The following is a 26595-nucleotide window of genomic DNA, read 5'->3' on the forward strand; positions in this document are numbered from 1 at the left end:
TTGGTTGAGTTAATTGAGGCCGATAAGCTGAGGGGATAGGTGGAGCCAATAAAAAACCCAGCATAGCTGGGTTTGTGAAATTGAATAGTAACTCTATGTTCTTATAAAGATACTCTATAGCTTAAATTGTCCAACTAGCGCCTTAAGGTTCATGGTCATTGCGACCAGTTCTTTGTTGGCGGTAGAAAGCTGTTCAATGCCAGCTGCCGACTCTTCACATATATGACTAATATCGGCCATATGGTGACTAATTTCGTTACTGGTTTGGCTCTGTTGTTCGGTAGCAACGGCTATTTGGTTATTCATGTCTGTAACAATTTCTACTGAGCTAGTAATACTAATGAGCGCATCATTTGCAAGTTTGGCTTGAGATACCGTGCTCATGGCCTGTTTCTCATTACTGACCATCACTTTGGTTGCGGTTTCTGCATCCGCTTGAATTCCATCGGTAATGGTGAGGATCTCTTTGGTCGCTTCCTGCGTTCTCATCGCCAATGTTCGGACTTCATCAGCAACCACTGCAAATCCTCTTCCTGACTCTCCAGCTCTAGCCGCTTCAATTGCGGCGTTCAACGCCAGTAAGTTAGTCTGGTCGGCAATTTCCTGAATCACTTTAAGCACGCCACCAATATCTTGACTGTGGGTCACCAATTTCTTAATGACTCCGGTAGTGCTACCTACATCATTTGCCAGTTCAGTGACATTGTTAATACTGATATCAGACACTTCACAGCCTTGGTAAACTTCTTTTCTGGCATTGGTTGCCGCTTCTTCCGCTTGTGTTGAGTTTAACGTGATGTCTTGAACTGTCACGTTCATCTCTTCCATAGAAGCGGAGATTTGACTGATGTCGTGTTGCTGTTTATAAGCCCCTTCTTGCGCTTGCGTCATTACGACGGACATCTCTTCAGAAGTCGTTGCAAGTTGTTCTGCGGAATGAGCCACTGTGGTTACAGTGGCATGAATTTTACCAACAAAAATATTAAATGCTTGGCCTAATTCGGCAATTTCATCTTTACCTGACTCATCCAGTTTGACGCGCAGATCTCCTTCTCCTTGCGCGATGTCATTCATCGTATCGGTGACTTGTTTTAGTCGTGATGTAATTCTATTTGCAATAAACAACACCAATACTGAGATGAGGAGGGCTAAACCAATATTTAGACTTGTTAGCGTATATTTAGTCTCGTCTCTGACCGTAGCCACCTCTTGTTGTAGTTTTTCCGCCTCCAATGCCAGCAAAGTTTCAGTCTGCTTTATGGTTGCTCTTAACTTACCAATCACTCCTTGATTGTCATTTAGTCCTTTTTGTTCAGAGAGAGAAACAAACTGTTCGAATGATGCATGGTATGCATTTAGCATGGAGGATAAATCTGCACTGATGGCAGCGTACTGGCTGCTTTTTAATGTAGATAATGTGCTTGAGACTTGTTGAGAAAACTGCTCTGCATACTTGATATCATAGCGGAGCATGAAGTCTTTTTCATATTTACGAAGTAGCAACAGTTGACGCTCAAGTTCTGGTTCATTGCTTTCTTGCGTTATTACTTGAAAGTTGTGAGCGGCATTTCTTAACTTACCATATGCGCCACTGTTTTCATCTAGCCCGATTTGTTGCTGTATTTTGGTAAGCTCTTCAAAGCCTTCTTTGTATTGATTAAAGGCATTTACCAGATCTTCTTTTTCTGCAAAATTTATCTTAGCGTCGGTTAACTTAGACTCCAGTAATTTGAGGTTATTGTTTAGATCTTGAAAGTGGCTGTCGAACTGTGTTGTGTATTTAATTGATTTTCGGGAGAGAAAGTCTTTTTCATCTTTTCTCAGTATGAGCATATCGGCCTTAACATCGGCGACATATCGAGACGCTTCAATAGAGGATTCAATTTTTTGCACTAGTTGTTGGGTGCTAAACATTAGAGCAAGCATCCCTAGCACGATAATAGCCATTATCGTTACGAGCATTTTTTTTATTGACATTGTTATAGAGCCTATCTGAATGAATTTATTAGAATATTATTATTGAGTTATATGCAATTAACTCATTATATTTTATGGTTGTGACGCATTCCTTATACGACATTTGGTATGTAAATCAATAGCTAAAAAATAGATCATAGAACTCATTTTTGATTCATTTATGAAATAAAAAGAGAGTGTTCATATTGATAATGTACTCAATTGATTTCACTTTATCTGGTTGCGTAATAAGCTAAAAGAGGTGCTCATCAAGTTTTTTTTCTTTTTAACTGGGTAATATAACTTCGATTTATACATGCAGGTAAATATATACATCATTGGCTGTTTTGGGTGGCGTTTTACGCTATCTACTTCTGAATTCAGTAGTTATTCAATGTGGAATAGAAGAGTCTCCGATGCATATAAAGCTTGTTGCTGTACTTGAACTGATAAAATTAGAATTATTTAAGAAGTTCAAACTGAAGTAATAATTGAAGCCGGACTCATTGAATACTTTAACCAGAGGGAAATAATTGTGTTAATTCGTCATAAATTGTTAGCAGGAGGTCTCTCCTTATTGGTCGCAGCGTTGTTGATACTGTTTGTGGTTATCCAGTACTTTGCAACCCCTGTTATTCGTCAACAGTCGATACGAAATGCTGAACTACAAGCGCAAACCACAGGCGAAAGTATTGCTAAAGAGCTAGCTAAAACCGCAGTATTAACCAAAAACTTGGCTTCATTAGCACAAATATTACCCATTGATACGTCACAATTTATTAGCCAGTTGGAACCCCTTATTGCCAGTGGTACGGGAGTTGCCGGTGGTGGAATTTGGCCAGAGCCAAATAAGCTGATAGCAGGACAAGACAAAGCGTCACTATTTTGGGCAAAAGCTGGGCCAAACCGATTTGAGTTATTGGATGATTATAACTCCGCCTCAAGCAGTCCGTATCAGCAGGAAAGTTGGTATCAAGATGCGAAAGGAACGGCTCCTGGAGAGTGTGTTTGGTCAGCGGTATATACAGACCCTGTCTCTAACATTCAGATGGTGACTTGTTCTGTAGAGATAGAAAGAGACAGCCAGTTTTGGGGCGTCGCTACCATTGATGTTGAGTTGGCCGGGCTGGATGGTTTGTTGACGGAAGAGAATAAAGCGTCTAGCTCTTTTGGCTTTATTGTTGACCAGTCGCAGCAGTTGATCTCTATGCCGATGCTTCGTTCTGAAAACCTATCCATGCAAACTCTTGATCAAGTAGCTCAAAGTGATCGAACATTACAACCTTTCGTTAATGCATTAAACAAAAAAGACAACCAACCTATTGAGTTAGAAGAAGGGGTGATTGCAGATGATTCATCCATTCTAGTTACATATACTTTGCCAGAACAAGGCTGGCGTACGGGGATTATTTTGCCCGCTTCTGTTGCTATGGCCTCGGTGTACTCGTTAACAAAAGCATTATATAGCTCGTTAGTCACTCTCATTGTGGTGTTTGTTATTGTCTTACTGTTTGCTGGAAATCGATTAATTGCTCAGCTTCAGTCGACAACAAAACAGGTGCGTAAGTTAGTGGATGGCAATATCGATAATAAGTTGGAAGTGAGAAGTAAAGATGAGATGGGAGAACTCTGTTCTGCCATTAACGATTATGGTGATAACCTTGTCGATATTTTATTTAAAGTTCAAAATGAAGCTGAGAAAGTAAAAAATAACGCTGAGTCTATCAATCAACTAAGCTCTTCTTCTTCCAGCCGTGCAAGCTTATTGATGGATGAAAACCATACACTTGCTACCGCGATTAATGAAATGGCCGCGACAGCAACAGATGTCTCCCAAAATGTTATTTCTGTCGCGAATATAACTGAACAGTCGGCTGAAATGGTGAATAGTGGATTTAAGTTGATAGAGAGCAGTGGTCAGTCAATTAATCAGTTATTCACCAATTTGAGTGATGCTTCTGGGGCTGTAGAAAAGCTTTCTCAAGATTCTCAGGAAGTGGGTTCGGTTCTGGATGTCATTATGAATATTTCAGAACAGACCAACTTATTGGCTCTTAATGCGGCCATTGAAGCTGCTAGAGCAGGGGAGTCTGGCCGAGGTTTTGCCGTTGTTGCTGATGAAGTTCGTACGTTAGCAAGCCGTACACAAAAATCAGCGGTTGAAATTGAAAGTATGATTAAGAAGCTGCAGGAAGCGGCGAAAGATGGTGTCAGCGTGATTGATGGCTGTCGAGAATTGTCAGAAAAAGTCAATGAGCGTTCTGAAGAGACTCGAATTCAATACGAAGAGATTGTTATCGCATTCAATGATATTCGTGATAGAGCAACCAGTATAGCGGCGGCGACTGAACAACAAGCCAAAGTTACTGACAGTGTTGATGAACTGGCTGAACGTATACGACATATTTCTAATAAAAATGTAGAGGATGCGGAAGTGTTTAGCAGCGTTAGCTCAGAATCGATGGATCAAGCTCAACGACTGTATGCCATTAGTCAGAAAGGTTAGTCGTGATTTTAGCTTAACTCATCTCTAATCTGGTGATAGATAGCCCTCTTTTTAAGAGGGCTTTTTACGCTTTTACCACATTAAGTCATCAGGCACGACAAACTGTGCGTAAGGATCGTCTTCATCCATAACGTCATCAGAAGCAGTATTGTTTTCAATAATTGAGTCTGGGTCGCGCTCTGCAATCTTATTGGCAGCTGAAGACGGAATAACAACATAGCTCTCTTCGCTGCGAGCAATAGAAAGAATCCCTTTGCTTAATTGATCTTGTACTTGTTGGCTAACATAAAGAGACTTAACAAATTTATCATCAGTAAAGTTGTATTTAATGTCACCATCTTTAGTATCAACTTTATTCATTTCAATTAACTGTTTTACTTGAGCCTTAAGTTCTTTACTTAACTGCTCTTCAGCTCTCTGTTTATTGAGCTCAATATCTCGCTCGCGCTGCTCAGCCTTTTTTTGTTCAACAGCTTCTTTTGCTTCTCTGGCTTGAACCCGAGATTTCTTAGAGCCTTTCTTTGCTTTTTTAAGTTTTTTCTCGTTAACGAGCCCTGCTTTTAACATCTGCTCTTGTAAGCTTAGTTTTGCCATTTTGTATAACCTAAATTACTGAACCAAAAAATTTATTAATGCCAATTGTGGCATTGCTAACATGCTAACCTACAATAAGTTATGTGCAGACGGATTCTTTAATTGTATTGATTTCGCCCACGGTGTTTATCGTAAAAAATACAAAGCAAGTTGTAAGGTACTGGTTGTGACCTTCTTTATGCATTTGTAGCAACGTAAAAATTATAAAGGATTATTTATGAAAAAGTTAGCAGTGCTTACGTCAAGCCTTATGGTATTGATGCCCCAAGTGGTGTCTGCCGAAGTGTATTTAGGAGGCAAGTTAGGACAAACGTGGTTAAATGACTCTTGCTCTGTGAGTGCGAGCAGCTCGTGTGATGATGATGCGTTTGGTGGTGGTCTTTATGCAGGGTACGACTTTAATGACATTTTTGCATTAGAAGCGGGTTACGATATTTTTGGTGACTTTAAATCAAACTTTACTCATGTTGGCAATAACTATGTCGTTGATGACACTTTAAAAGCTTTTACTTTGGCTCCTAAATTATCTATTCCTATGGGGTCGTGGGACCTGTTTGCCAAAGTAGGTGGAGCATGGGTGAATTACGATGACAACAATGATATCGCGCTACTTGCGGCACTCGGCGTTGAGTATGAATTTACTGACAATTGGGCAGCTCGTTTAGAGTATCAACGTATCAATAATATTACCGATGATTTTATTAGCAGTTTGGATGTCAATTCTGTATTTCTTGGTTTAAGTTATAAGTTTGGTGGCAGTGAGCCTAAGCCAGTCCCAATGGTAGTGAAGGAAGAGCCTAAACCAGAACCAGTGGTTAAAGCAGAACCTGAACCTGAACCTGTGAAACCAGTGCCGCAGAAAAAACCGATGAAGCTCTTTAAAGAGTACGGAGTGGAGTTATTTGACAATGACAGTGCTCAATTAGCGGCAAATAGCGAACAATATTTTGATTGGCTAATTGGGGTCATGAAGAAATACCCTCAAGCAACCGTGGAAATAGTTGGTCATACCGATTCCAATGGTTCTGAAGCCTATAATCAAACCTTATCGGAGCAACGTGCTCAGTCTGTTGCTGATTACCTCATTTCACAAGGCGTTGAATCGTCACGAATCAGTTCTTCAGGCGAAGGGGAAATGAACCCTAAAGCGTCCAATGATACCCCTGAAGGTCGAATGGAAAATCGTCGTGTAGAAGTAACCGTTAATGAGTTTGAGTATCAAGAATAAGCCACGTAATTAATTGATTTAACTTAGTGAAAAAGTGAAGACAGTAAAATGTCTTCACTTTTTTCTGGTGAATGAAATGTTAACCGGTGTTGTGTTGCCTTTAATCTAGCGCGAATAACTATTCGCATTTTATGCTATCAATGGTGGCATTAAGCTTATTGTCAGAAGTAAGTGTGAAAACTTATGCAATTGTAAAATCATTGTGAGTTAACGTTTACACTGAGTGAAAATTGATCTGGATCATTTTTAATTCTATGAAATTAGGCAGTATTAGCAATAGCTTTAATAAATATGATACCAGATGCAAATATGGCTGGGATAATGTTCTACAGGGGAGGTATGAATGTTTTCAACAGGAGATAAGCCGGGTAAAGGCTCATACGTATGTGAAACTTGCAGATTGGCTGTTGTGATTGACGATGACAGCAAAGTATTGCCTTATTGTCCTTGCTGTGAAGCTCGTAAATATCTATCAAAAGATTGGAATAAAAAACAAGACTGACGATTACGATTAGTTGCGTTGCTAAATTATTGCCAAAACTAATACATCTAAACACCCCATTTTATGGGGTGTTTTTTTAAAACTACTTGAACAACCCTCAGTGAATAGTCTATTTTCGACACACCATTTTAGACATGCTAGGTTTTGCAATGCTTGATAACGTTAACCTCAATTTATTACGCTCTTTGCATATTTTGTTGGAAGAGTGTCATGTATCTCAAGCTGCAAAGCGTCTTAATATCACTCAGTCGGCCATGAGTCGGCAGTTATCTCAATTACGATTATTATTTTCTGATCCTTTGCTCATTAGAGAAGGTAACCGTCTCTATCCGACACCTAAAGCGCAATACTTGCAAACAAAAATGGCCGACTTGTTTAATGAGTTTGCACAATTATTGGAAGACGATAAATTTATCGCTCATGAATGGCATGGAAAATTCACGTTTGCCTCTAGTGATTATGTGGCCCAATACATTTATCCCCATTTAGTCGAAACGATTCTATCTTTTGCTCCTAACTCGCGCTTTGAATTTAAAATGTGGCAACCAGAGATGATCAATGCGCTTGCGACTAGCCAGTTAAATTTAGCATCGGCCATGCTTCCTGAAGCTCCTGCTGGCCTCTCTAGTGTCTTACTAGGGCAAGATAGGCCTGTCGTTGTCATGAAACATAATCACTATTTAGCTGGTAAAGAGAAACTGACTATAGAAGAGTTATTGTGTTATTCACACATTGTCGTTACTGGTGGAAGTGATAAAGATATTAGTGTGGATAAGGAATTGGCATCGTTAGGATTATCTCGAACTATCGCTATGCGCGTGCCATTTTTTTCTTCGGCTATTCATTCTCTTTGTTGTTCTGACTACTTATTAGTTATTCCTGAACACATAGCAAGAAATCTTTCTTTAGAGTGTTCTGTTGTCTATGCGCAATTGCCATTGGAGTTACCTGTACAGAAATATTGGTTGCTGTGGCATCCAAAATTTGAACATGATTTAGCGCATAAATGGCTGCGTGAGCTTACATATAATGCTCTCCAACAATCAGAATATTCAATAGGTCATCATTTCAAATCATGACTTATATGATGAGAAGTGATTTCAAATAATATGTTAACACTGTTACGCTTTAACCAAATTACAGTTTTAACAGACAAAATGACAAGGTGTTGTTTTGTCGAGTAAGGATTAAGTATGTCATTTACGGTTTGGTTATCCCTTTTTACTATTTGTTTACTAGGAGCAATGTCCCCAGGGCCTAGTCTGGCCATTGTTGCCAAACATAGTTTGGCAGGAAGTCGTTTAAACGGCATTGCTACTTCGTGGGCTCACGCTTCAGGGATCGCGATTTACGCTTTTATAACCATAGTCGGTTTAGCGACGCTACTTCATCAATCTCCGATGCTGTTTCAGCTTTTGAGCTACGTTGGCGCAACTTACTTGGCTTACTTGGGATTTAATGCCATTCGCTCTAAAGGGGGAATCGCGGCTAAGTTAGAGTCTGGGGAAGCGGTTAGTGTTTGGCAGTCTGCAAAAGAAGGGTTTCTTATTTCCTTGACCAGCCCGAAAATTATGCTGTTTTTTATCGCTTTATTTGGTCAGTTCGTTTCTGAAAGTAGTGAGGCGTCGAGTCGAGCGGTTGTGGTCATGACGCCATTTTTGGTTGATGGTATATGGTATACCTTGATCACCTTTATGCTCTCTTCTTCATTGCTGTTAGAAAAGTTAAGAAGTAAAGCTAAGTTAATTGATCAACTTTCCGGAATCGTATTGATCGCTCTTGCAATAAGAGTTATTTGGACTGCATAACGATTGAGACATTAAGTTACTGTTAAATAAGACGTCATTGATGTAAGTCTATGACGTCTTTTTTTCATAACTATTTGTTTCGAATGATGGGTGTAAATAATATAGTACGTAATGCTAAATATATTTTATGGTTTTTTTTAGAGTTAATGCACTATGTATGGATGGTTTTATGTTTATCTTTTAGGTTGTTCAACTGTCTTTATGTTAAATAATGGAATAAAGTACTGCCCAATGCTTTGGTAGGGGTTGATTGATGGTGTGAATAAGAGGAAAAATAGCATCTATAAAAGAGATTATAAGCTGTTGGGGTAAATCTTATTTTCTCTTGCAATTACGACTTCATTACGATTACAAGGATAGAATCATGCAAAACTCTGCTGCAGTAGAGAGCAATACCAGTACCAGTCATTTTAAAAATCTTATTCGTTCATTGGGGCCTGGGATTATGATGGCAACTGCTGCGGTAGGTGGCTCTCACCTAGTGGCATCGACGAAAGCGGGTGCCATTTATGGCTGGCAGTTAGTGGTCGTTATTTTGCTGGTAAACTTATTCAAATATCCATTCTTTCGAGCTGGTGTTCAGTACACTATGGGAACGGGAGAGAGCCTAATTGAAGGTTACAGCAAAATGGGCAGGGGCTATCTTTGGATGTTTACTGGCTTGGCTGCTATCTCTGCGGTGGTAAATAGTGCAGCGTTGTTGTTGTTCAGCGCTAGTTTATTTGGTTATTTCTCTCCGTTTGAACTCTCTTTAACCGTCAACGCTGCGATTATAGCGGTGACTTGCTTGGTCATTTTATTAGCTGGGCACTATAAGGCGCTAGATACTATCTCTAAGACTATTATGGTGGTTTTGGTTATAGCAACTGTTGGTGCCGTTTCTATTGCATCTAGTAATGGAGCGGTTGCACCCGCCGATTTTCAATCTCCTCCTGTGTGGAATATCGCAGCTATTGGCTTTATCGTCATTATGATGGGGTGGATGCCTGCACCAATCGAGATCTCCTGCCTCACTTCTTTATGGTTAAAGAGCCAAAGAAAGCAGCAAACCGTAACCACAAAATCAGCTCTGTTTGATTTTAATGTTGGCTATATTGGTACAGCTTTGCTTGCTATTGTCTTTTTGGCATTGGGCGCTCTAGTACTGCATGGTAATGGTCAGGAGCTAAAAACATCGGGCATAGGTTTCTCACATCAACTGGTTAGTATGTATGCGTCAACAATTGGTGAATGGTCGCGCTACTTAATTGCAGTGGTGGCGTTTTTCTGTATCTTTGGCAGCACAATTACCGTAATCGATGGCTATGCACGTGCATTGGCCGAAGCGCAATTGCTTCTGCAAAATAAACCTTTAGAGCAACGCCGTTACCATAATGTTTGGATGATTGTGGTGAGTGTTCTTGCGATGGCAGTGCTGTTATTTTTCACCTCCGCACTGATGACAATGCTTAACTTTGCAATGATTTTGGCCTTTATGACCACGCCGATATTTGCTCTTCTCAATTACCGATTAGTCTCTGGACCACAATTAAAAGGGGAGCTTGCTCTCTCGAATGGTATGAAAGCGCTTTGTTGGGCAGGGCTAACATATCTATTTGGTTTCTTGGCTGTTTTCATCTGGTGGAAATGGCTAATGTAAATAAAATGCTATAAACGTTATCAATAGCAGGTTGAAATAACCTGCTATTTTTTTGTCACTTATTCGTAGATATGAGCAATAAATGTGATTTATCGCGTGAATCCAGTAAGTTCTTATATGAATATCCAGAATAAATTGATGCTTGTTATTTTTTGAACTGGGAAGTAGGAGGAAAATATAACCAGTTAATTAATATGTTAGGTAAATAAAATGTTATATCTAGAGTTTATGTTCTTACTGGTAATGCTCTATCTCGGATCCCGATATGGTGGCATAGGATTAGGTGTTGTTTCCGGTATCGGGTTAGTTGTAGAAGTCTTTATCTTCAGGATGCCCCCAACATCACCTCCCGTCACGGTAATGCTGATTATTTTAGCTGTGGTTACCTGTGCTTCTATATTGGAAGCCGCTGGTGGTCTTAAATACATGCTACAAGTGGCCGAGAGAATCCTTAGAAAAAATCCAAAAAATGTCACATTGATTGCCCCGTTTGTTACTTACACTATGACGTTTATGCTGGGTACGGGTCATGCGGTTTATTCCATCATGCCTATTATCGGTGATGTTGCGTTAAAGAATGGTATTCGTCCTGAACGTCCAATGGCAGCGGCTTCTGTTGCTTCTCAAATTGCGATAACGGCGTCGCCTATTTCTGCTGCTGTGGTCTACTATCTCGCTCAGCTGTCAAATATTCAGGTAGAGATTACTCTGGTTTCAATCTTAATGGTTACGGTTCCTTCTACTCTATTAGGTACGTTACTCATGGCTCTTTATAGTTTACGTCGAGGTAAAGAGTTACAAGATGATCCTGAGTATCAACGTCGTCTTGAAGATCCTGTGTGGCGTGAGAAAATTTTAAATACCACTAATACTACGCTTGATGAAACACTACCAACCTCCGCTCGAAATGCGGTATTGCTATTTATTTCTGCTTTAGCAGTTATTGTTTTGATTGCTATGGTTCCAGAAATTAGAACGGTTGTAGAAGGTGGTAAACCAATAAAAATGTCGGTGATTATTCAGATGATGATGCTGGCTTTTGGTGGTGTTATTCTTCTTGCGACAAAAACAGATCCAAGGAAAGTACCTGAAGGGGTTGTATTTAAGTCAGGAATGGTGGCAGCAATTGCTATTTTTGGTATAGCTTGGATGTCTGATACTTATTTCAAGTATGCATTACCTGAGTTTAAAGAAGGCATCATTGGTATGGTGACTGATTATCCTTGGACTTTCGCTTTTGCTCTATTTATCGTTTCTGTGGTTGTTAACTCGCAAGCTGCAACGGCGCGTATGATGTTGCCGGTAGGTCTGGGGCTAGGTTTAGATCCTGCACTACTCATAGGTATTATGCCTGCTGTTTATGGTTACTTCTTTATTCCAAATTATCCTTCAGATATCGCTACCGTAAACTTTGACTCTTCGGGGACAACCAAAATTGGTAAGTGGTATTTTAATCACTCGTTTATGTCGGTTGGTATAATTGGCGTGGTAAGTGCCTGTTGTGTGGGGTATTTGCTAGGGCAAATATTCTTAGGCTAAAAGCGTTAATGTTCGTTCTGTTTAGGCTCCTTATGGAGCCTAATTTTTATCTGCTATTTATTCTCAACATATAATTTTTAGATAAAATTAATTAAATAATAATTGTAATGAATTGATTATTATCAAATAACTCAACAATGAAACTGTGGTAAAGATCACTCTCTTCATTCCATTCGCCAATTAGAGACCTCCAATGTCTAACAGTGCCGCAAGTGATCCGCTTAATAAAAACTATCCTAAAGGGTCCAATCTAATATCTACCACTGATCCTTCGAGTCATATTACCTATGCAAATAGTGTGTTTTGCGAGGTGGCTGGATACCAACAGAATGAACTAGTTGATGAGCCGCACAATATTGTTAGACATAAAGATATGCCTAAAGCGGCATTTGCTCAGCTATGGCAGTACATTCAGTCTGGGCAAAGCTGGATGGGGCTGGTTAAGAATCAGTGTAAAGATGATGGCCATTACTGGGTTTCTGCTTTCGTTACGCCGATAAAGGATGAAAATGGCAACGTAATAGAATATCAATCTGTGCGCTCTAAACCGGAACCTGAACAGATCAATCGTGCCGATGAACTGTATAAGAAGATTAATCAAGGAAAGAGTGTGACAAAAACGCGTTTTCCGCAGCTTACTTTCAATATTGCATTATCGTTAGCATTTATTGTCTGCTCGCTTTTAACGCTAGTAGGTATTTCTCCCTTGGTTGTTGGTATTACCGGTGCTGTTTTAGGGGGAAGCTTGTTTGTCTCTTCTATTTATCAAAAGCGAAGATTTGAAACAATTAGAAAGCTAGCCGAAGAGTCTTACAATAATCCTCTGATGGAAAAACCTTATACTGGCTATTTTGATGATTACTCTCAGGTTGAACTGGCATTGATCATGAGAAAAGCTGAACTGAGAGCTGTGTCGGGAAGAACAAGTGAAACCGCGGGGCAAATTTTAATCGCAGCTGAAGAAGAGTTCGGTACAATTCAATCTATTGAACAGAGTTTGAGCCAGCAGTTTAGTGAAACGGAACAAGTGGCGACGGCGGTGGAAGAACTTAGCCATTCAATTCAGGATGTTGCGAATAATGCTTCAGCGGCTTCAGAAGTCACTGAAGAGGCAAATCGAGAATCGCAGAAAGGGCTTGAAAGTATCGCTACAACCATCGAGGTGATAGAGCAGTTAGCGGAAGAGCTAGAGAACTCCCGAGAAGTAATTGATCATCTTGCCAAAAATAGTGAGAAGATAGAGAGCATTTTAGAAGTTATCGGTAATATTTCAGAACAAACCAACTTACTAGCATTAAATGCCGCTATCGAAGCTGCACGAGCAGGCGAAGCGGGTAGAGGTTTTGCTGTGGTCGCAGATGAAGTTCGAGCTCTTGCGACGAAAACTCGTTCTTCTACCGATGAGATACATACCATGATAGCGCAGCTGCAAAGTACCGCGAATAATGCCGTATCTATTATGAGTAAGGGTGGGGAACTATCGGTTGAGTGTACAAATCGTGCTAATCAAACAGGCGAAGTGCTCAATAATATTACCAGTCTATTAACTGTTGTTACCGACAATAGTCATCAAATCGCGGTTGCGGTAGATCAGCAGGCTGGAGTTACTAAAGAAGTCAATCGAAACGTGACCAATATTAAAGTGCTAGCTGATGAGACATTAGACGTTTCTAAGTCTTCGGTATCTCGCACAAGCGTACTGGTCAACAATTTAGAAGCACTACAACGCTTGATCAAACAGTTTCAATCATAAGCGTATAGATAAATGAGGATGTTAGGTAGAAATTCGCCCTAGCACCTCACCTGATACTTGTTTTATTTAAGATGATATTTTTGGTCGATATGGCTAGAATTACGCTTAGTATAAATAAAGAGGGAATCGTGTAGATTGTGGCAAATATTAAGATCACCGTTGATAGAATTAAACCGGGTCTCTATGTTCGTTTGCCAGTGAAGTGGAATGAGCACCCCTTTCTTTTCAATAGCTTTAAGTTAAAAACTCAAGAACAGATCGACATCATTAAGCATCTCGGAATTCAACACGTTTATATAGACCCAAATCAGAGTGATTGTGCGCCTCTTCCTGCTGTAGAAAAAAGTGAAGTAAAAGAGGTTAAGCAGGATAATATTGATACAGAAGCGCAGAAAATGTGGGATGAGAAGCAAGCTCGTATTGATAAGTTAAATGCTTACCGACGTCGAGTGATCTCCTGTGAAAAAGATTTTGAACGTTCATTGTCTCAATTACGTTCGGTGATGAGTAAAATACGGAATAGACCAGAAACAGCCATTTCAGAAGCTATGGCGATGGTGCAAGATATTGTCGATAAGTTAATGTCGGATGATAATGTCACACTGCATCTAATGAATGGTAAAAATGATTTTGAAGATATCTACTTTCATTCACTGAATGTGTCGATATTGGCTATGATGATAGCTAAGAGTAAAGGCTTAGAATCTGAAGAGATTAAAAGCATTGCTTTCGGTGCTCTGTTTCATGATATTGGCAAAATAAAAATACCTACCGCCATCTTAAGAAAAACAACTCGGCTAAGTGAGCCTGAAGAAAACTACCTCAAATTGCATCCTAAGTATGGCTTAGATATGGCGGATGCTATCGAGGATTTTCCTGAGTCGACAAAAAAGATCATTTATCAACATCATGAAATGCTAGATGGCTCGGGTTACCCCGACGGTATTAAAGGTGAGCAGATTGATAGTGCTGCGCAGATTATTGCGTTGGCGAATGCTTATGACAATCTATGTCATGGCAATATAGTCTCTGAACAGAAAATTCCATATAAAGCTTTATCCTATTTATATAAGAATCAAAAGCATCTATATAATCAAGATAATCTAAATGTGTTGATCAAGCTGATGGGAGTTTACCCGCCGGGAACGGTAGTTAAGCTATCCAACAATATGGTTGGATTGGTTATTTCAGTGAATAGCGGCAACATACTTTTTCCTAACGTACTTCTTTATGATGCCAACGTACCTCGTACCCAAGCCCCTATCATTGATTTAGCGGATAAAGACACAAAAATAGTTGCAGCAATTTTACCAAGTAAGTTACCAGATGCGATTCGAGAGTATTTAAATCCCCGTTCACGAATTTCCTATTTTTTTGATAATGATGAGTAATGGCTTACTTATCCACAGGAATAAGTGGATAAGTTGTGCTTTATCAGTGCGTAAACCTGTATATCAACTAAATTGAAAAAAAACCGAAATAATTTGAAGAAATAGGTTGCTAAGTTTAATTCTCTCCCTATAATTCGCCTCCGTTGTCGCAGCAAACATTATTCTTAATGCGCTAATGACAGCAAGGTCCCAAAGCTTTTAGCCAACTTATTTTATGTTACTTTTTAAAGTGAAATAAAATTGTAAAAAGTGTTTGACACTGAAGGCTAACTCGCTAAAATGGCCGTCCGCTTTGAGAAGCTAACCCGCTTACTTAAAGCAACGCTCTTTAACAATTTAAACCTATCAATCTGTGTGGGCACTCGTTGATGACAATCGAAGATGATTCTCTGCTTTCGAGCACGAAATCAACAACGGTTTCAATGAACTGAGTGACCAATTTGATAGCACTTCTTTTATTAGAAATGGCTATCGAGCACAGTCAATTCATTATCATTCTGTTGGAATGATAATAGCTTTAAAATTACTTCTTACTTTCGAGTAAGAGCAGTTTTGAAGTCAGTATTCGTTGAGTCCCGTTTCTCTTTATAGAGAAACAAAATCAAAACTTTAAATTGAAGAGTTTGATCATGGCTCAGATTGAACGCTGGCGGCAGGCCTAACACATGCAAGTCGAGCGGAAACGGCAATAAAGATTCTTCGGATGATTTATTGGACGTCGAGCGGCGGACGGGTGAGTAATGCTTAGGAATTTGCCCAGTCGAGGGGGATAACTATTGGAAACGATAGCTAATACCGCATACGCCCTACGGGGGAAAAGAGGGGACCTTCGGGCCTTCTGCGATTGGATAAGCCTAAGTGAGATTAGCTAGTTGGTGAGGTAATGGCTCACCAAGGCGACGATCTCTAGCTGGTCTGAGAGGATGATCAGCCACACTGGAACTGAGACACGGTCCAGACTCCTACGGGAGGCAGCAGTGGGGAATATTGCACAATGGGCGCAAGCCTGATGCAGCCATGCCGCGTGTGTGAAGAAGGCCTTCGGGTTGTAAAGCACTTTCAGTCGTGAGGAAGGTAGTTGCGTTAATAGCGCAATTATTTGACGTTAGCGACAGAAGAAGCACCGGCTAACTCCGTGCCAGCAGCCGCGGTAATACGGAGGGTGCGAGCGTTAATCGGAATTACTGGGCGTAAAGCGCATGCAGGTGGTTTGTTAAGTCAGATGTGAAAGCCCCAGGCTCAACCTGGGAAGGTCATTTGAAACTGGCAAACTAGAGTACTGTAGAGGGGGTAGAATTTCAGGTGTAGCGGTGAAATGCGTAGAGATCTGAAGGAATACCAGTGGCGAAGGCGGCCCCCTGGACAGATACTGACACTCAGATGCGAAAGCGTGGGGAGCAAACAGGATTAGATACCCTGGTAGTCCACGCCGTAAACGATGTCTACTTGGAGGTTGTGGCCTTGAGCCGTGGCTTTCGGAGCTAACGCGTTAAGTAGACCGCCTGGGGAGTACGGTCGCAAGATTAAAACTCAAATGAATTGACGGGGGCCCGCACAAGCGGTGGAGCATGTGGTTTAATTCGATGCAACGCGAAGAACCTTACCTACTCTTGACATCCAGAGAAGCCAGCGGAGACGCAGGTGTGCCTTCGGGAGCTCTGAGACAGGTGCTGCATGGCTGTCGTCAGCTCGTGTTGTGAAATGTTGGGTTAAGTCCCGCAACGAGCGCAACCCTTATCCTTGATTGCCAGCACTTCGGGTGGGAACTTCAGGGAGACTGCCGGTGATAAACCGGAGGAAGGTGGGGACGACGTCAAGTCATCATGGCCCTTACGAGTAGGGCTACACACGTGCTACAATGGCGCATACAGAGGGCAGCCAACTTGCGAAAGTGAGCGAATCCCAAAAAGTGCGTCGTAGTCCGGATTGGAGTCTGCAACTCGACTCCATGAAGTCGGAATCGCTAGTAATCGTAGATCAGAATGCTACGGTGAATACGTTCCCGGGCCTTGTACACACCGCCCGTCACACCATGGGAGTGGGCTGCAAAAGAAGTAGGTAGTTTAACCTTCGGGGGGACGCTTACCACTTTGTGGTTCATGACTGGGGTGAAGTCGTAACAAGGTAGCCCTAGGGGAACCTGGGGCTGGATCACCTCCTTAATACGAAGATTGCTCGTTTATGAGTGTCCACACAGATTGATATGGTTTAGAAAAGCAAAGAGAAAGATAACTCAGACTTATTGAGTTTATAACGACGGGATTTTTGGTTGAATCGAGGCGTGCAACTGACGAGTAAAGGAGCATACAAAAGTATGTGACTGAGCGAGGATAGGCAGCACAACGAAGAGTCAAGCAAAAAGAACGAGTTAGAATGGGTCTGTAGCTCAGCTGGTTAGAGCGCTCGCCTGATAAGCGGGAGGTCGGTGGTTCAAGTCCACTCAGACCCACCAAAATCTTCCTTCTTTTTCGTTAAGTTAATCGTCGCATATTTCAATATGCTTCCTCATAACTTGCCTCAAATAAGAAAGATTTAATCAACATATTATGAGTTATCAAAAGAAACACCCACTGATGGGGTTATAGCTCAGCTGGGAGAGCGCCTGCCTTGCACGCAGGAGGTCTGCGGTTCGATCCCGCATAGCTCCACCATCTTTAAGTACATTTCTTTTTTAAGTAAAAGACTTAAGTGTTCTTAAAAATGGTTTATTTCTTTAAGTAGAAAAAATCTTTGCTCTTTAACAATTTGGAAAGCTGACAGATAACAATTTGATTGATTGTTATCTAATTTAAAAGTTCTCAAATCCTAACTCTTTCTTTGAAAGAATTAGGTACCAACACACATTCAAGTGTTCTTGGAAGCAACATTACATAGTAATGCTGTTTATATTTGAGTCCGGCAAAATCGAAAGCTGTCTCGCTCATAATAAAGAGACAGCACTAAACCTTGGTTGCTCATACTACAGTTCAAACTGTATTGCGACGTGGATTTTTGATTTAGGCAAAGCGCGTTTTTATTTGACGCCGGGAGCAATCGTCTGATTGTGACCAAGCAAATAAAATAAGCAATGCAGAATAAATCGAAAAGACCAAGCAAGACCCTTTGGGGTTGTATGGTTAAGTGACTAAGCGTACACGGTGGATGCCTTGGCAGTCAGAGGCGATGAAGGACGTATTAACTTGCGATAAGCGTAGATTAGGCAGTAAAAGCCACTTGAGTCTACGATTTCCGAATGGGGAAACCCACATGCATAAGCATGTATCATTAACTGAATACATAGGTTAATGAGGCAAACCCGGGGAACTGAAACATCTAAGTACCCGGAGGAGTAGAAATCAACCGAGATTCCGAAAGTAGCGGCGAGCGAAATTGGATTAGCCCTTAAGCTTTTAGTGCGTCAGGTGAAGAGTCTGGAAAGTCTCGCAATAAAGGGTGATAGCCCCGTAACCGACAACGTACAATCAGTGAAATCGAGTAGGGCGGGACACGTGATATCCTGTCTGAATATGGGGGGACCATCCTCCAAGGCTAAATACTACTGACTGACCGATAGTGAACCAGTACCGTGAGGGAAAGGCGAAAAGAACCCCTGTGAGGGGAGTGAAATAGAACCTGAAACCGTGTACGTACAAGCAGTAGGAGCCTCCTTTGTGGGGTGACTGCGTACCTTTTGTATAATGGGTCAGCGACTTATATTTAGTAGCAAGGTTAACCGATTAGGGGAGCCGTAGGGAAACCGAGTCTTAACTGGGCGTCGAGTTGCTAGGTATAGACCCGAAACCAGGTGATCTAGCCATGGGCAGGTTGAAGGTTGAGTAACATCAACTGGAGGACCGAACCGACTAATGTTGAAAAATTAGCGGATGACTTGTGGCTAGGGGTGAAAGGCCAATCAAACCTGGAGATAGCTGGTTCTCCCCGAAAGCTATTTAGGTAGCGCCTCGGACGAATACTACTGGGGGTAGAGCACTGTTAAGGCTAGGGGGTCATCCCGACTTACCAACCCTTTGCAAACTCCGAATACCAGTAAGTACTATCCGGGAGACACACGGCGGGTGCTAACGTCCGTCGTGGAGAGGGAAACAACCCAGACCGCCAGCTAAGGTCCCAAAGTATAGCTAAGTGGGAAACGATGTGGGAAGGCTCAGACAGCCAGGATGTTGGCTTAGAAGCAGCCATCATTTAAAGAAAGCGTAATAGCTCACTGGTCGAGTCGGCCTGCGCGGAAGATGTAACGGGGCTAAGCTATACACCGAAGCTGCGGCAATGCTCTTTTGAGTATTGGGTAGGGGAGCGTTCTGTAAGCCGTTGAAGGTGAACTGTAAGGTTTGCTGGAGGTATCAGAAGTGCGAATGCTGACATGAGTAACGATAATGGGGGTGAAAAACCCCCACGCCGGAAGACCAAGGGTTCCTGTCCAACGTTAATCGGGGCAGGGTAAGTCGACCCCTAAGGCGAGGCCGAAAGGCGTAGTCGATGGGAAACGGGTTAATATTCCCGTACTTCTTACAATTGCGATGGGGGGACGGAGAAGGCTAGGTGGGCCTGGCGACGGTTGTCCAGGTTCAAGGGTGTAGGCTGATTTCTTAGGTAAATCCGGGAAATCATTAAGGCTGAGACCCGATGTCGAGCGCCCAAGGGCGTGAAGTCATTGATGCCATGCTTCCAGGAAAAGCCTCTAAGCTTCAGATTGTAAGAAATCGTACCCCAAACCGACACAGGTGGTCGGGTAGAGAATACCAAGGCGCTTGAGAGAACTCGGGTGAAGGAACTAGGCAAAATGGTACCGTAACTTCGGGAGAAGGTACGCTTCTGACGGTGAAGTCCCTCGCGGATGGAGCTATCGGAAGTCGCAGATACCAGGTGGCTGCAACTGTTTATTAAAAACACAGCACTGTGCAAAATCGCAAGATGACGTATACGGTGTGACGCCTGCCCGGTGCCGGAAGGTTAATTGATGGGGTTAGACTTAGGTCGAAGCTCTTGATCGAAGCCCCGGTAAACGGCGGCCGTAACTATAACGGTCCTAAGGTAGCGAAATTCCTTGTCGGGTAAGTTCCGACCTGCACGAATGGCGTAATGATGGCCACGCTGTCTCCACCCGAGACTCAGTGAAATTGAAATCGCTGTGAAGATGCAGTGTACCCGCGGCTAGACGGAAAGACCCCGTGAACCTTTACTACAGCTTGGCACTGAACATTGACCCTACATGTGTAGGATAGGTGGGAGACTTTGAAACTTCGTCGCTAGATGGAGTGGAGTCAACCTTGAAATACCACCCTTGTAGTGTTGATGTTCTAACTTAGTCCCCTAATCGGGGATGAGGACAGTGCCTGGTGGGTAGTTTGACTGGGGCGGTCTCCTCCCAAAGAGTAACGGAGGAGCACGAAGGTGGGCTAAACACGGTTGGACATCGTGTGGTTAGTGCAATGGCATAAGCCCGCTTGACTGCGAGAATGACAATTCGAGCAGGTGCGAAAGCAGGTCATAGTGATCCGGTGGTTCTGAATGGAAGGGCCATCGCTCAACGGATAAAAGGTACTCCGGGGATAACAGGCTGATACCGCCCAAGAGTTCATATCGACGGCGGTGTTTGGCACCTCGATGTCGGCTCATCACATCCTGGGGCTGAAGTCGGTCCCAAGGGTATGGCTGTTCGCCATTTAAAGTGGTACGCGAGCTGGGTTTAGAACGTCGTGAGACAGTTCGGTCCCTATCTGCCGTGGGCGTTGGAGAATTGAAAGGGGCTGCTCCTAGTACGAGAGGACCGGAGTGGACGAACCTCTGGTGTTCGGGTTGTCATGCCAATGGCATTGCCCGGTAGCTAAGTTCGGAATCGATAAGCGCTGAAAGCATCTAAGCGCGAAGCGAGCCTTGAGATGAGTTCTCCCTGATACTTTAAGTATCCTAAAGGGTTGTCGTAGACTACGACGTTGATAGGCAGGGTGTGTAAGCGTTGTGAGGCGTTGAGCTAACCTGTACTAATTGCCCGTGAGGCTTAACCATACAACACCCAAGGGGTTTTGTTTACTGAGATTGTTCCAGACAATCATCAGCACTTCCTACATTCGTGTAGGTCGTGGACTCAAATAGAACATTGAATGTGTAAAGAACTTTTAAAGTTAGTTTTCCAGATTATTAAATATCCCTTTTAGGGGTATTTATCCAAATTTTGCTTGGCGACCATAGCATTGTGGACCCACCTGATTCCATGCCGAACTCAGAAGTGAAACGCAATAGCGCCGATGGTAGTGTGGGGTTTCCCCATGTGAGAGTAGGACATCGCCAGGCTTATTTACTTGTTTTCAGATTTTGAACAAATCTGAAGGCAAAACTGAATAAAGCAGATAGATTGTCAGTCTTTATTTAGTAAAAGATACCATGTGGAGTGGTAGTTCAGTTGGTTAGAATACCGGCCTGTCACGCCGGGGGTCGCGGGTTCGAGTCCCGTCCACTCCGCCATTTATTCTTAGGAATAAGAACAGTAAGCCTTAGCAGAAATGCTGAGGCTTTTTTGCGTTTATGCGGCTATAAAAATACTAATGGTTAGTTCTAGTAGTGGACAATAGAGTGGTAGTTCAGTTGGTTAGCTTTTTTGTTAGGGAAAGTGGCCTGTCACGCCGGGGGGCGAGCTTGTTTTCAAGGAGTAGGGAGTCCCGTCCACTCCGCCATTTATTCTTAGGAATAAGAACAGTAAGCCTTAGCAGAGATGTTAAGGCTTTTTTGTGTTTAAGCGGTTATAAAAAATACCAATGGTTAGTTCTAGCAAAGTGGGCAGCGGAGCGGTAGTTCAGTTGGTTAGCCTCTTTGTTAGAGAAAGCAGCCTGTCACGCTGCCGAAGGCTTCGCGGGTTCGAGTCTCGTCCACTCCACTCCGCCACTTATTCTTAGGAATTAGAAAGTAAGCCTTAGCAGAGATGCTAAGGCTTTTGTGTATGTAGAGTGATTGTGTATTCGATCTCTGCCCTCAATGAATTAGCTTTCATTTGAGAGTGCGGCTTGCCAGTTTAAGGCCCGAGTAGTCGCCAGTTCTGAGCTTGTTGTTTGAATTAACAACCGGATGTCTTTAGCCAGAAATGTTAATGCTATTTTTAGTTCGTACGAAGCTCTATAACTATGTTATAGATTTCTGGTAATGATGCTGTTTCCTTTGTTGTTATCGCGCTCATAGCGTCCGTCTAAGGCTGATTGTCAGTAAAGATGATAGAAGGGGTTCTATTGATGTAAAAGAGAATAGCGTGCTGTACAACGATTTACTATGCTATTAGAATTCGCTTGATGTTTTATAAGCGTGTTTCTTTTTAGCGGAAATACATTTAATTATTTTCTATTGCGCTAAGTAACACAGATCAAAGAGAAAGTTTGATGACATTTACTATCGGTAATTATCAATGTAAGCGTTCCTTGGTCTAAGGTTCTTTTGCCGATATCTATTACTGGGTCATTTTCTCCTTTAGTTAATGTTTAATACTCAATGTTTAATAATCGATGTATAGCGTTTGAGGTGTTTTTTATCTTTGAGTGGACAAGTTTACGGGCCTGATGATGTAAGCATGGATAAAGCAGATGTCAGAGATATCCCTTAGTCAGGCTGTAAGGCTTTCTAATAAAGTTAAGAGGGAAGTTATTATGGTGGTTTGGTATTACTCTTTTTTAGGCTTAGCGTAGCTTATAGGAAGAGTAATGATTGATTTCTGATGATTACAAATGCAAAAAAGCCATCTCAATGAGATGGCTTTCTAAAAGTGGCTCCCCCTGCAAGACTTGAACTTGCGACATACGGATTAACAGTCCGCCGTTCTACCAACTGAACTAAGGGGGAATTATCTTTTTATATATGAATAAATGGTGCCGACTACCGGAATCGAACTGGTGACCTACTGATTACAAGTCAGTTGCTCTACCTACTGAGCTAAGTCGGCTCCAGAAAATGGCTCCCCCTGCAAGACTTGAACTTGCGACATACGGATTAACAGTCCGCCGTTCTACCAACTGAACTAAGGGGGAATTATCTCTTTTCATATAAATTAATGGTGCCGACTACCGGAATCGAACTGGTGACCTACTGATTACAAGTCAGTTGCTCTACCTACTGAGCTAAGTCGGCTCATTAATTTTTTTGTTAAGCTGCAATTGCACCAAAACAGAATATGGTGCCCGGAGGCGGAATCGAACCACCGACACGAGGATTTTCAATCCTCTGCTCTACCGACTGAGCTATCCGGGCGTGGGCTGTATTAAACGGTTTTTACGCTTTAACGTCAATAGAAAAATGCAAAAAAAAGTGTGTTTGTTGATTTTCTATACTTAACGCTCTGTTTTTGAGCTTTGTTGGCTGGCAATGTATTAAAAGTAAACTCTTAAAGGTGCCCGCTATGCGGTTTGAGTTCAGATTCGATGCCAATAATTGTAAGTTGTTTGTTATAAAACAGCTAAAAGCAGTGATGAGTTTCTCGATGTTAATTTTGCTGTTTTTATTGAAAGGCAATGACGGTTGAAATTGGATAGGAGTAATGGCGGACTATTGTAGAAAAGGCATAAAAAAAGCCATCTCAATGAGATGGCTTTTTAAAAGTGGCTCCCCCTGCAAGACTTGAACTTGCGACATACGGATTAACAGTCCGCCGTTCTACCAACTGAACTAAGGGGGAATTATGTGCCCAATACGATTGAGCATATAAAATATGGTGCCTCGAGGCGGAATCGAACCACCGACACGAGGATTTTCAATCCTCTGCTCTACCGACTGAGCTATCGAGGCAAAAGAATGGTGCCGACTACCGGAATCGAACTGGTGACCTACTGATTACAAGTCAGTTGCTCTACCTACTGAGCTAAGTCGGCACGCTTTATTCTTTGCTTTTTTCTTTTGATATCAAAGACACCAAAATTAAATATGGTGCCCGGAGGCGGAATCGAACCACCGACACGAGGATTTTCAATCCTCTGCTCTACCGACTGAGCTATCCGGGCAACGGAGCGCTATTAAACGGATTTTCAGGGCCAACGTCAACTTGTTTTTGAAAAAAATAACAAAAAAGTGATTGGTTGCCGTGATTTTAGCCAATTTGTCTTTCTAATAGCCAGTTATCCGTTGTTTTCTGAATTAAAGGCCTTTTTATATTTGGTCACTTTTTCCAAGTATCTACGAGATTCTTTATTGGCATGTTTTTTGGTTAGAGCCCAATACACTTGATTTGGTTGTAGTGAATTGAGTTTGCTCATTGCTCTTGTACGGCTGCCTCTATCAAATGTGTTTAATACGCCTCCCGTTCCTCCATTGTACGCAGATATCATGCTGTATTCGAGAGAGAGTGAGTTGCGTACATTTTTAAGGTATCTATTTTTTAGTATATAGAAATAGGCGGTTCCGGTATCAATGTTGTTCTCTGGGTTGAACAAATACTCAGGCGATGGTGTTCCTGACCTTTTTTTAACGAGTTTAAATACATCTGCTCCTGCTGTTTTAGGAACAACTTGCATTAGGCCATACGCGTTAGCCCAACTAACTGCGTAAGGGTTAAAACTACTCTCTGTTTTGATGATGGCGTAGATAAGATCTTCTGGAATGTCATAGCGTCGAGAAGCCCGCTGAACAATATCTGCGTACTTGTAACTGCGTAGTTCATAGTGATCTTTAACCATGGGAATTTCCACATAGTAAGATTTTTTAAAGTCTACGGTTTTTGTTTTTAGTTGATTCGCTATGAGATAGTCGGCAAATCGACTGGCTCTCCAAGACCACTGTATTGGTTTGTTTTCTTGATCTACGACTTGTCGATATAAAAATGGTTGTCCTTCTAATGTGATAGAAGAGGAGGAGAATAAATCGACGTTTGCAGGATCATCCGGGGTAAGGAGCGTGGTTATAATCGCGTTCTTTAAATGTTTTTTAGGCTCAGTGGGAGAGACTGTTTCAACCAGAATAACGCCATTGGAGAAATTGACTTCCGAACGGCTGAGGTAGTTGTCGATATATTTAACATAATTGACTTTACCGGCAATACGAATCTCATTTTTTCCCCAACGTTTTTCTATACTGCCTGAAAAACTATGAATTAACGCATCTAAGGCTGCGGTATCTTTTTGGAATTGGCCTGGTAGCGAGGCTAGATTTTTGGCAAAGCGGTTGGTTGGCTCGTAATCGATGCTATAGAGGTGTTCTTCTACGAACTCTCTACTACAGCCGAGTAAGCTAAAAGCTAAAATAAAACAGATAAATTTCTTCATAGTTAATATTGAAAAAGATGGCCATAAGCCATCTTTAATATCATTGTTGTTATTCACTTGGTGGGGTATAGCCATCAATGACGATCTCTTCGCCTTCAAAAAGAAACCTTACCATTTCGCTTTCTAGTAATTGGCGATGTTCAGGATCCATCATATTTAGTTTTTTTTCATTGATTAGCATGGTCTGTTTGCTTTGCCATTGGCCCCATGCTTCTTTAGAAATGTTATCGAATATACGCTTTCCTAAATCGCCGGGATAGAGCTGAAAGTCGAGCCCTTCAGCTTCTTTTTCTAAACGAGCACAAAAAACGGTGCGGCTCATAACTTCTCCTTAATTTAATTCAGATGGTAGGCTTTCAAGTAACTGTTTTACTGGTGCAGCTAAGCCGATCTCTTCTGGTTGAGATATGTTATACCAGAGACCTTGATAACCTTCCATTATTTGACTGGGTTGTTGGTCTAGTTTCACTAGAATTGGTGTGATATCGAGATGGTAATGGCTAAATGTGTGGCGAAATGCGATCAACTTCTGTTGGTCGACGATCATACTTTGTTGGACTGATTTCTTATCAAGTTGCTCTTCAATCGCATCACTACTATGTTCAGGAAAACTATATAATCCTCCCCAAATGCCGGATTGAGGCCTTTGTTCCAGCCACACTTGATCTTGATAACTGAGAATAATGAACCACGTTTCTCGAACGGGTTTCTCTTTTTTTGGCTTTTTGCCAGGGAAATCGAGTTGTCGATTTTGACGTTTAGCTAGGCAAAAGTCTTCAATGGGACAGAGAGTACATTTGGGTTTGCTGCGAGTACATATTAGCGCTCCCATATCCATCATGGCTTGATTGTAATTATCGACATGAGATGTTGGTGTGTATTTTTCAGCAATATCCCATAATTGATTTTCTACCTGTTTTTTCCCCGGCCAACCTTCAACTGCAAAGCAGCGAGCCAGAGTTCGTTTCACATTTCCATCGAGAATGGCATAGGGTTGGTTGAGAACAGAAGACAAAATAGCCGCTGCCGTTGAACGACCAATACCGGGGAGAGCATGCACAGCATCAAAGTGTTGTGGAAACTGCCCATTGTAGTCCGACGCTACTATTTGTGCGGCTTTATGTAGGTTTCTTGCTCTCGCGTAATAGCCGAGACCAGTCCAGAGGTGTAGAACTTCATCCTGTTTGGCGTTTGCTAAATCACTTATCGTAGGGAAACGTTGAATAAATCGGTTAAAGTAAGGAATAACGGTTGCAACTTGGGTCTGCTGGAGCATTATTTCAGACAGCCAGACCTTATAAAGTGTTTTATTTTGTTGCCAAGGCAGCTCTTTTCGGCCGAAATTATCATACCAAGCTAAAATAGCTGTCGAAAATGACGTCACAGTGACCTCTTTACTGTTTTAATTGAAGCAGAATTGCACCACAATTAGAGCTCGCTGTAAAACAGA

At 41.9% G+C, this 26595-nt stretch carries 14 protein-coding genes, 12 tRNA genes and 3 rRNA genes; 15 read left to right on the forward strand and 14 right to left on the reverse strand.

Features of this window, described 5'->3' with window-relative positions; translation table 11 throughout:
* Positions 1-114: 114 nt before the first annotated feature.
* Positions 115-1977, reverse strand: coding sequence for a methyl-accepting chemotaxis protein (locus tag CHJ_RS01870; RefSeq protein ID WP_317916730.1), 1863 nt, complete (start codon positions 1975-1977; stop codon positions 115-117).
* A 514-nt stretch (positions 1978-2491) separates the two neighbouring features.
* Here CHJ_RS01870 and CHJ_RS01875 point away from each other — a divergent pair.
* Positions 2492-4462, forward strand: coding sequence for a methyl-accepting chemotaxis protein (locus CHJ_RS01875; RefSeq protein ID WP_171752336.1), 1971 nt, complete (start codon positions 2492-2494; stop codon positions 4460-4462).
* Between the two features lie 72 nt (positions 4463-4534).
* On the opposite strand, the gene CHJ_RS01880 is transcribed toward CHJ_RS01875, so the two are convergent.
* The gene (locus CHJ_RS01880) at positions 4535-5056 is read right to left on the reverse strand and encodes a DUF2058 domain-containing protein (RefSeq protein ID WP_171752335.1); all 522 of its coding nucleotides are present in this window, start codon (positions 5054-5056) and stop codon (positions 4535-4537) included.
* Positions 5057-5273: 217 nt separating this feature from the next.
* Between CHJ_RS01880 and CHJ_RS01885 the strand changes: the two genes are divergently transcribed.
* The 14 genes from CHJ_RS01885 (at position 5274) to CHJ_RS01950 (ending at position 21378) form a co-directional block, all read left to right on the forward strand.
* Positions 5274-6284, forward strand: a complete 1011-nt coding sequence (locus tag CHJ_RS01885; RefSeq protein ID WP_317916731.1) for a porin — start codon at positions 5274-5276, stop codon at positions 6282-6284.
* A 343-nt stretch (positions 6285-6627) separates the two neighbouring features.
* On the forward strand, positions 6628-6786 hold the full coding sequence (locus tag CHJ_RS01890) for a hypothetical protein (protein WP_171752333.1): 159 nt from the start codon (positions 6628-6630) through the stop codon (positions 6784-6786).
* Between the two features lie 149 nt (positions 6787-6935).
* Positions 6936-7865 (forward strand): LysR family transcriptional regulator, encoded by a 930-nt coding sequence (locus CHJ_RS01895; protein WP_317916732.1) that lies wholly within the window; start codon positions 6936-6938, stop codon positions 7863-7865.
* Between the two features lie 114 nt (positions 7866-7979).
* On the forward strand, positions 7980-8594 hold the full coding sequence (locus CHJ_RS01900; RefSeq protein ID WP_171755311.1) for a LysE family translocator: 615 nt from the start codon (positions 7980-7982) through the stop codon (positions 8592-8594).
* A 364-nt stretch (positions 8595-8958) separates the two neighbouring features.
* Positions 8959-10233: an NRAMP family divalent metal transporter gene (locus CHJ_RS01905; protein ID WP_171755312.1), complete on the forward strand. Its 1275-nt coding sequence runs from the start codon at positions 8959-8961 to the stop codon at positions 10231-10233.
* Positions 10234-10443: 210 nt separating this feature from the next.
* Complete coding sequence (locus CHJ_RS01910; protein WP_317916733.1) at positions 10444-11772, forward strand: anaerobic C4-dicarboxylate transporter; 1329 nt, start codon at positions 10444-10446, stop codon at positions 11770-11772.
* Positions 11773-11965: 193 nt separating this feature from the next.
* Positions 11966-13525: a methyl-accepting chemotaxis protein gene (locus tag CHJ_RS01915; RefSeq protein WP_317916734.1), complete on the forward strand. Its 1560-nt coding sequence runs from the start codon at positions 11966-11968 to the stop codon at positions 13523-13525.
* A 137-nt stretch (positions 13526-13662) separates the two neighbouring features.
* Positions 13663-14916 carry an HD-GYP domain-containing protein gene (locus CHJ_RS01920; RefSeq protein ID WP_317916735.1) on the forward strand — a complete coding sequence of 418 codons (1254 nt, stop codon included), beginning with the start codon at positions 13663-13665 and terminating at the stop codon, positions 14914-14916.
* A 611-nt stretch (positions 14917-15527) separates the two neighbouring features.
* Positions 15528-17078, forward strand: a 16S ribosomal RNA gene (locus CHJ_RS01925).
* A gap of 213 nt (positions 17079-17291) precedes the next feature.
* Positions 17292-17368 (forward strand) — tRNA-Ile (locus CHJ_RS01930).
* 123 nt (positions 17369-17491) lie between these two features.
* Positions 17492-17567: transfer RNA gene (locus tag CHJ_RS01935), tRNA-Ala, on the forward strand.
* A gap of 463 nt (positions 17568-18030) precedes the next feature.
* A 23S ribosomal RNA gene (locus CHJ_RS01940) occupies positions 18031-20922 on the forward strand.
* A gap of 169 nt (positions 20923-21091) precedes the next feature.
* Positions 21092-21207: ribosomal RNA gene (rrf, locus tag CHJ_RS01945) — 5S ribosomal RNA — on the forward strand.
* Together the 16S, 23S and 5S rRNA genes with 3 tRNA genes alongside form the textbook arrangement of a ribosomal RNA operon.
* Before the next feature lie 94 nt (positions 21208-21301).
* Positions 21302-21378, forward strand: a tRNA-Asp gene (locus CHJ_RS01950).
* A gap of 1283 nt (positions 21379-22661) precedes the next feature.
* Here the strand turns inward: CHJ_RS01950 and CHJ_RS01955 are convergent.
* The 12 genes from CHJ_RS01955 to mutY all read right to left on the reverse strand — a co-directional run bounded on the left by CHJ_RS01955 (position 22662) and on the right by mutY (position 26529).
* Positions 22662-22737 (reverse strand) — tRNA-Asn (locus CHJ_RS01955).
* A gap of 24 nt (positions 22738-22761) precedes the next feature.
* A tRNA-Thr gene (locus tag CHJ_RS01960) sits at positions 22762-22837 on the reverse strand.
* 9 nt (positions 22838-22846) lie between these two features.
* Positions 22847-22922: transfer RNA gene (locus tag CHJ_RS01965), tRNA-Asn, on the reverse strand.
* Between the two features lie 24 nt (positions 22923-22946).
* A tRNA-Thr gene (locus CHJ_RS01970) sits at positions 22947-23022 on the reverse strand.
* Positions 23023-23066: 44 nt separating this feature from the next.
* A tRNA-Phe gene (locus tag CHJ_RS01975) sits at positions 23067-23142 on the reverse strand.
* Between the two features lie 348 nt (positions 23143-23490).
* Positions 23491-23566: transfer RNA gene (locus tag CHJ_RS01980), tRNA-Asn, on the reverse strand.
* A 34-nt stretch (positions 23567-23600) separates the two neighbouring features.
* Positions 23601-23676: transfer RNA gene (locus tag CHJ_RS01985), tRNA-Phe, on the reverse strand.
* A 7-nt stretch (positions 23677-23683) separates the two neighbouring features.
* A tRNA-Thr gene (locus tag CHJ_RS01990) sits at positions 23684-23759 on the reverse strand.
* A gap of 53 nt (positions 23760-23812) precedes the next feature.
* Positions 23813-23888 (reverse strand) — tRNA-Phe (locus tag CHJ_RS01995).
* A 114-nt stretch (positions 23889-24002) separates the two neighbouring features.
* A complete protein-coding gene (gene mltC, locus CHJ_RS02000; RefSeq protein WP_317918063.1) occupies positions 24003-25145 on the reverse strand; it encodes a membrane-bound lytic murein transglycosylase MltC in 1143 nt (380 codons plus the stop codon).
* Between the two features lie 49 nt (positions 25146-25194).
* The gene (locus CHJ_RS02005) at positions 25195-25467 is read right to left on the reverse strand and encodes an oxidative damage protection protein (protein WP_171755246.1); all 273 of its coding nucleotides are present in this window, start codon (positions 25465-25467) and stop codon (positions 25195-25197) included.
* Positions 25468-25476: 9 nt separating this feature from the next.
* Positions 25477-26529, reverse strand: a complete 1053-nt coding sequence (gene mutY / locus CHJ_RS02010; RefSeq protein WP_171755245.1) for an A/G-specific adenine glycosylase — start codon at positions 26527-26529, stop codon at positions 25477-25479.
* Positions 26530-26595: the final 66 nt, after the last annotated feature.

Source organism: Vibrio sp. MACH09, from assembly GCF_033238805.1.
Taxonomy (GTDB): Bacteria; Pseudomonadota; Gammaproteobacteria; order Enterobacterales; family Vibrionaceae; genus Vibrio.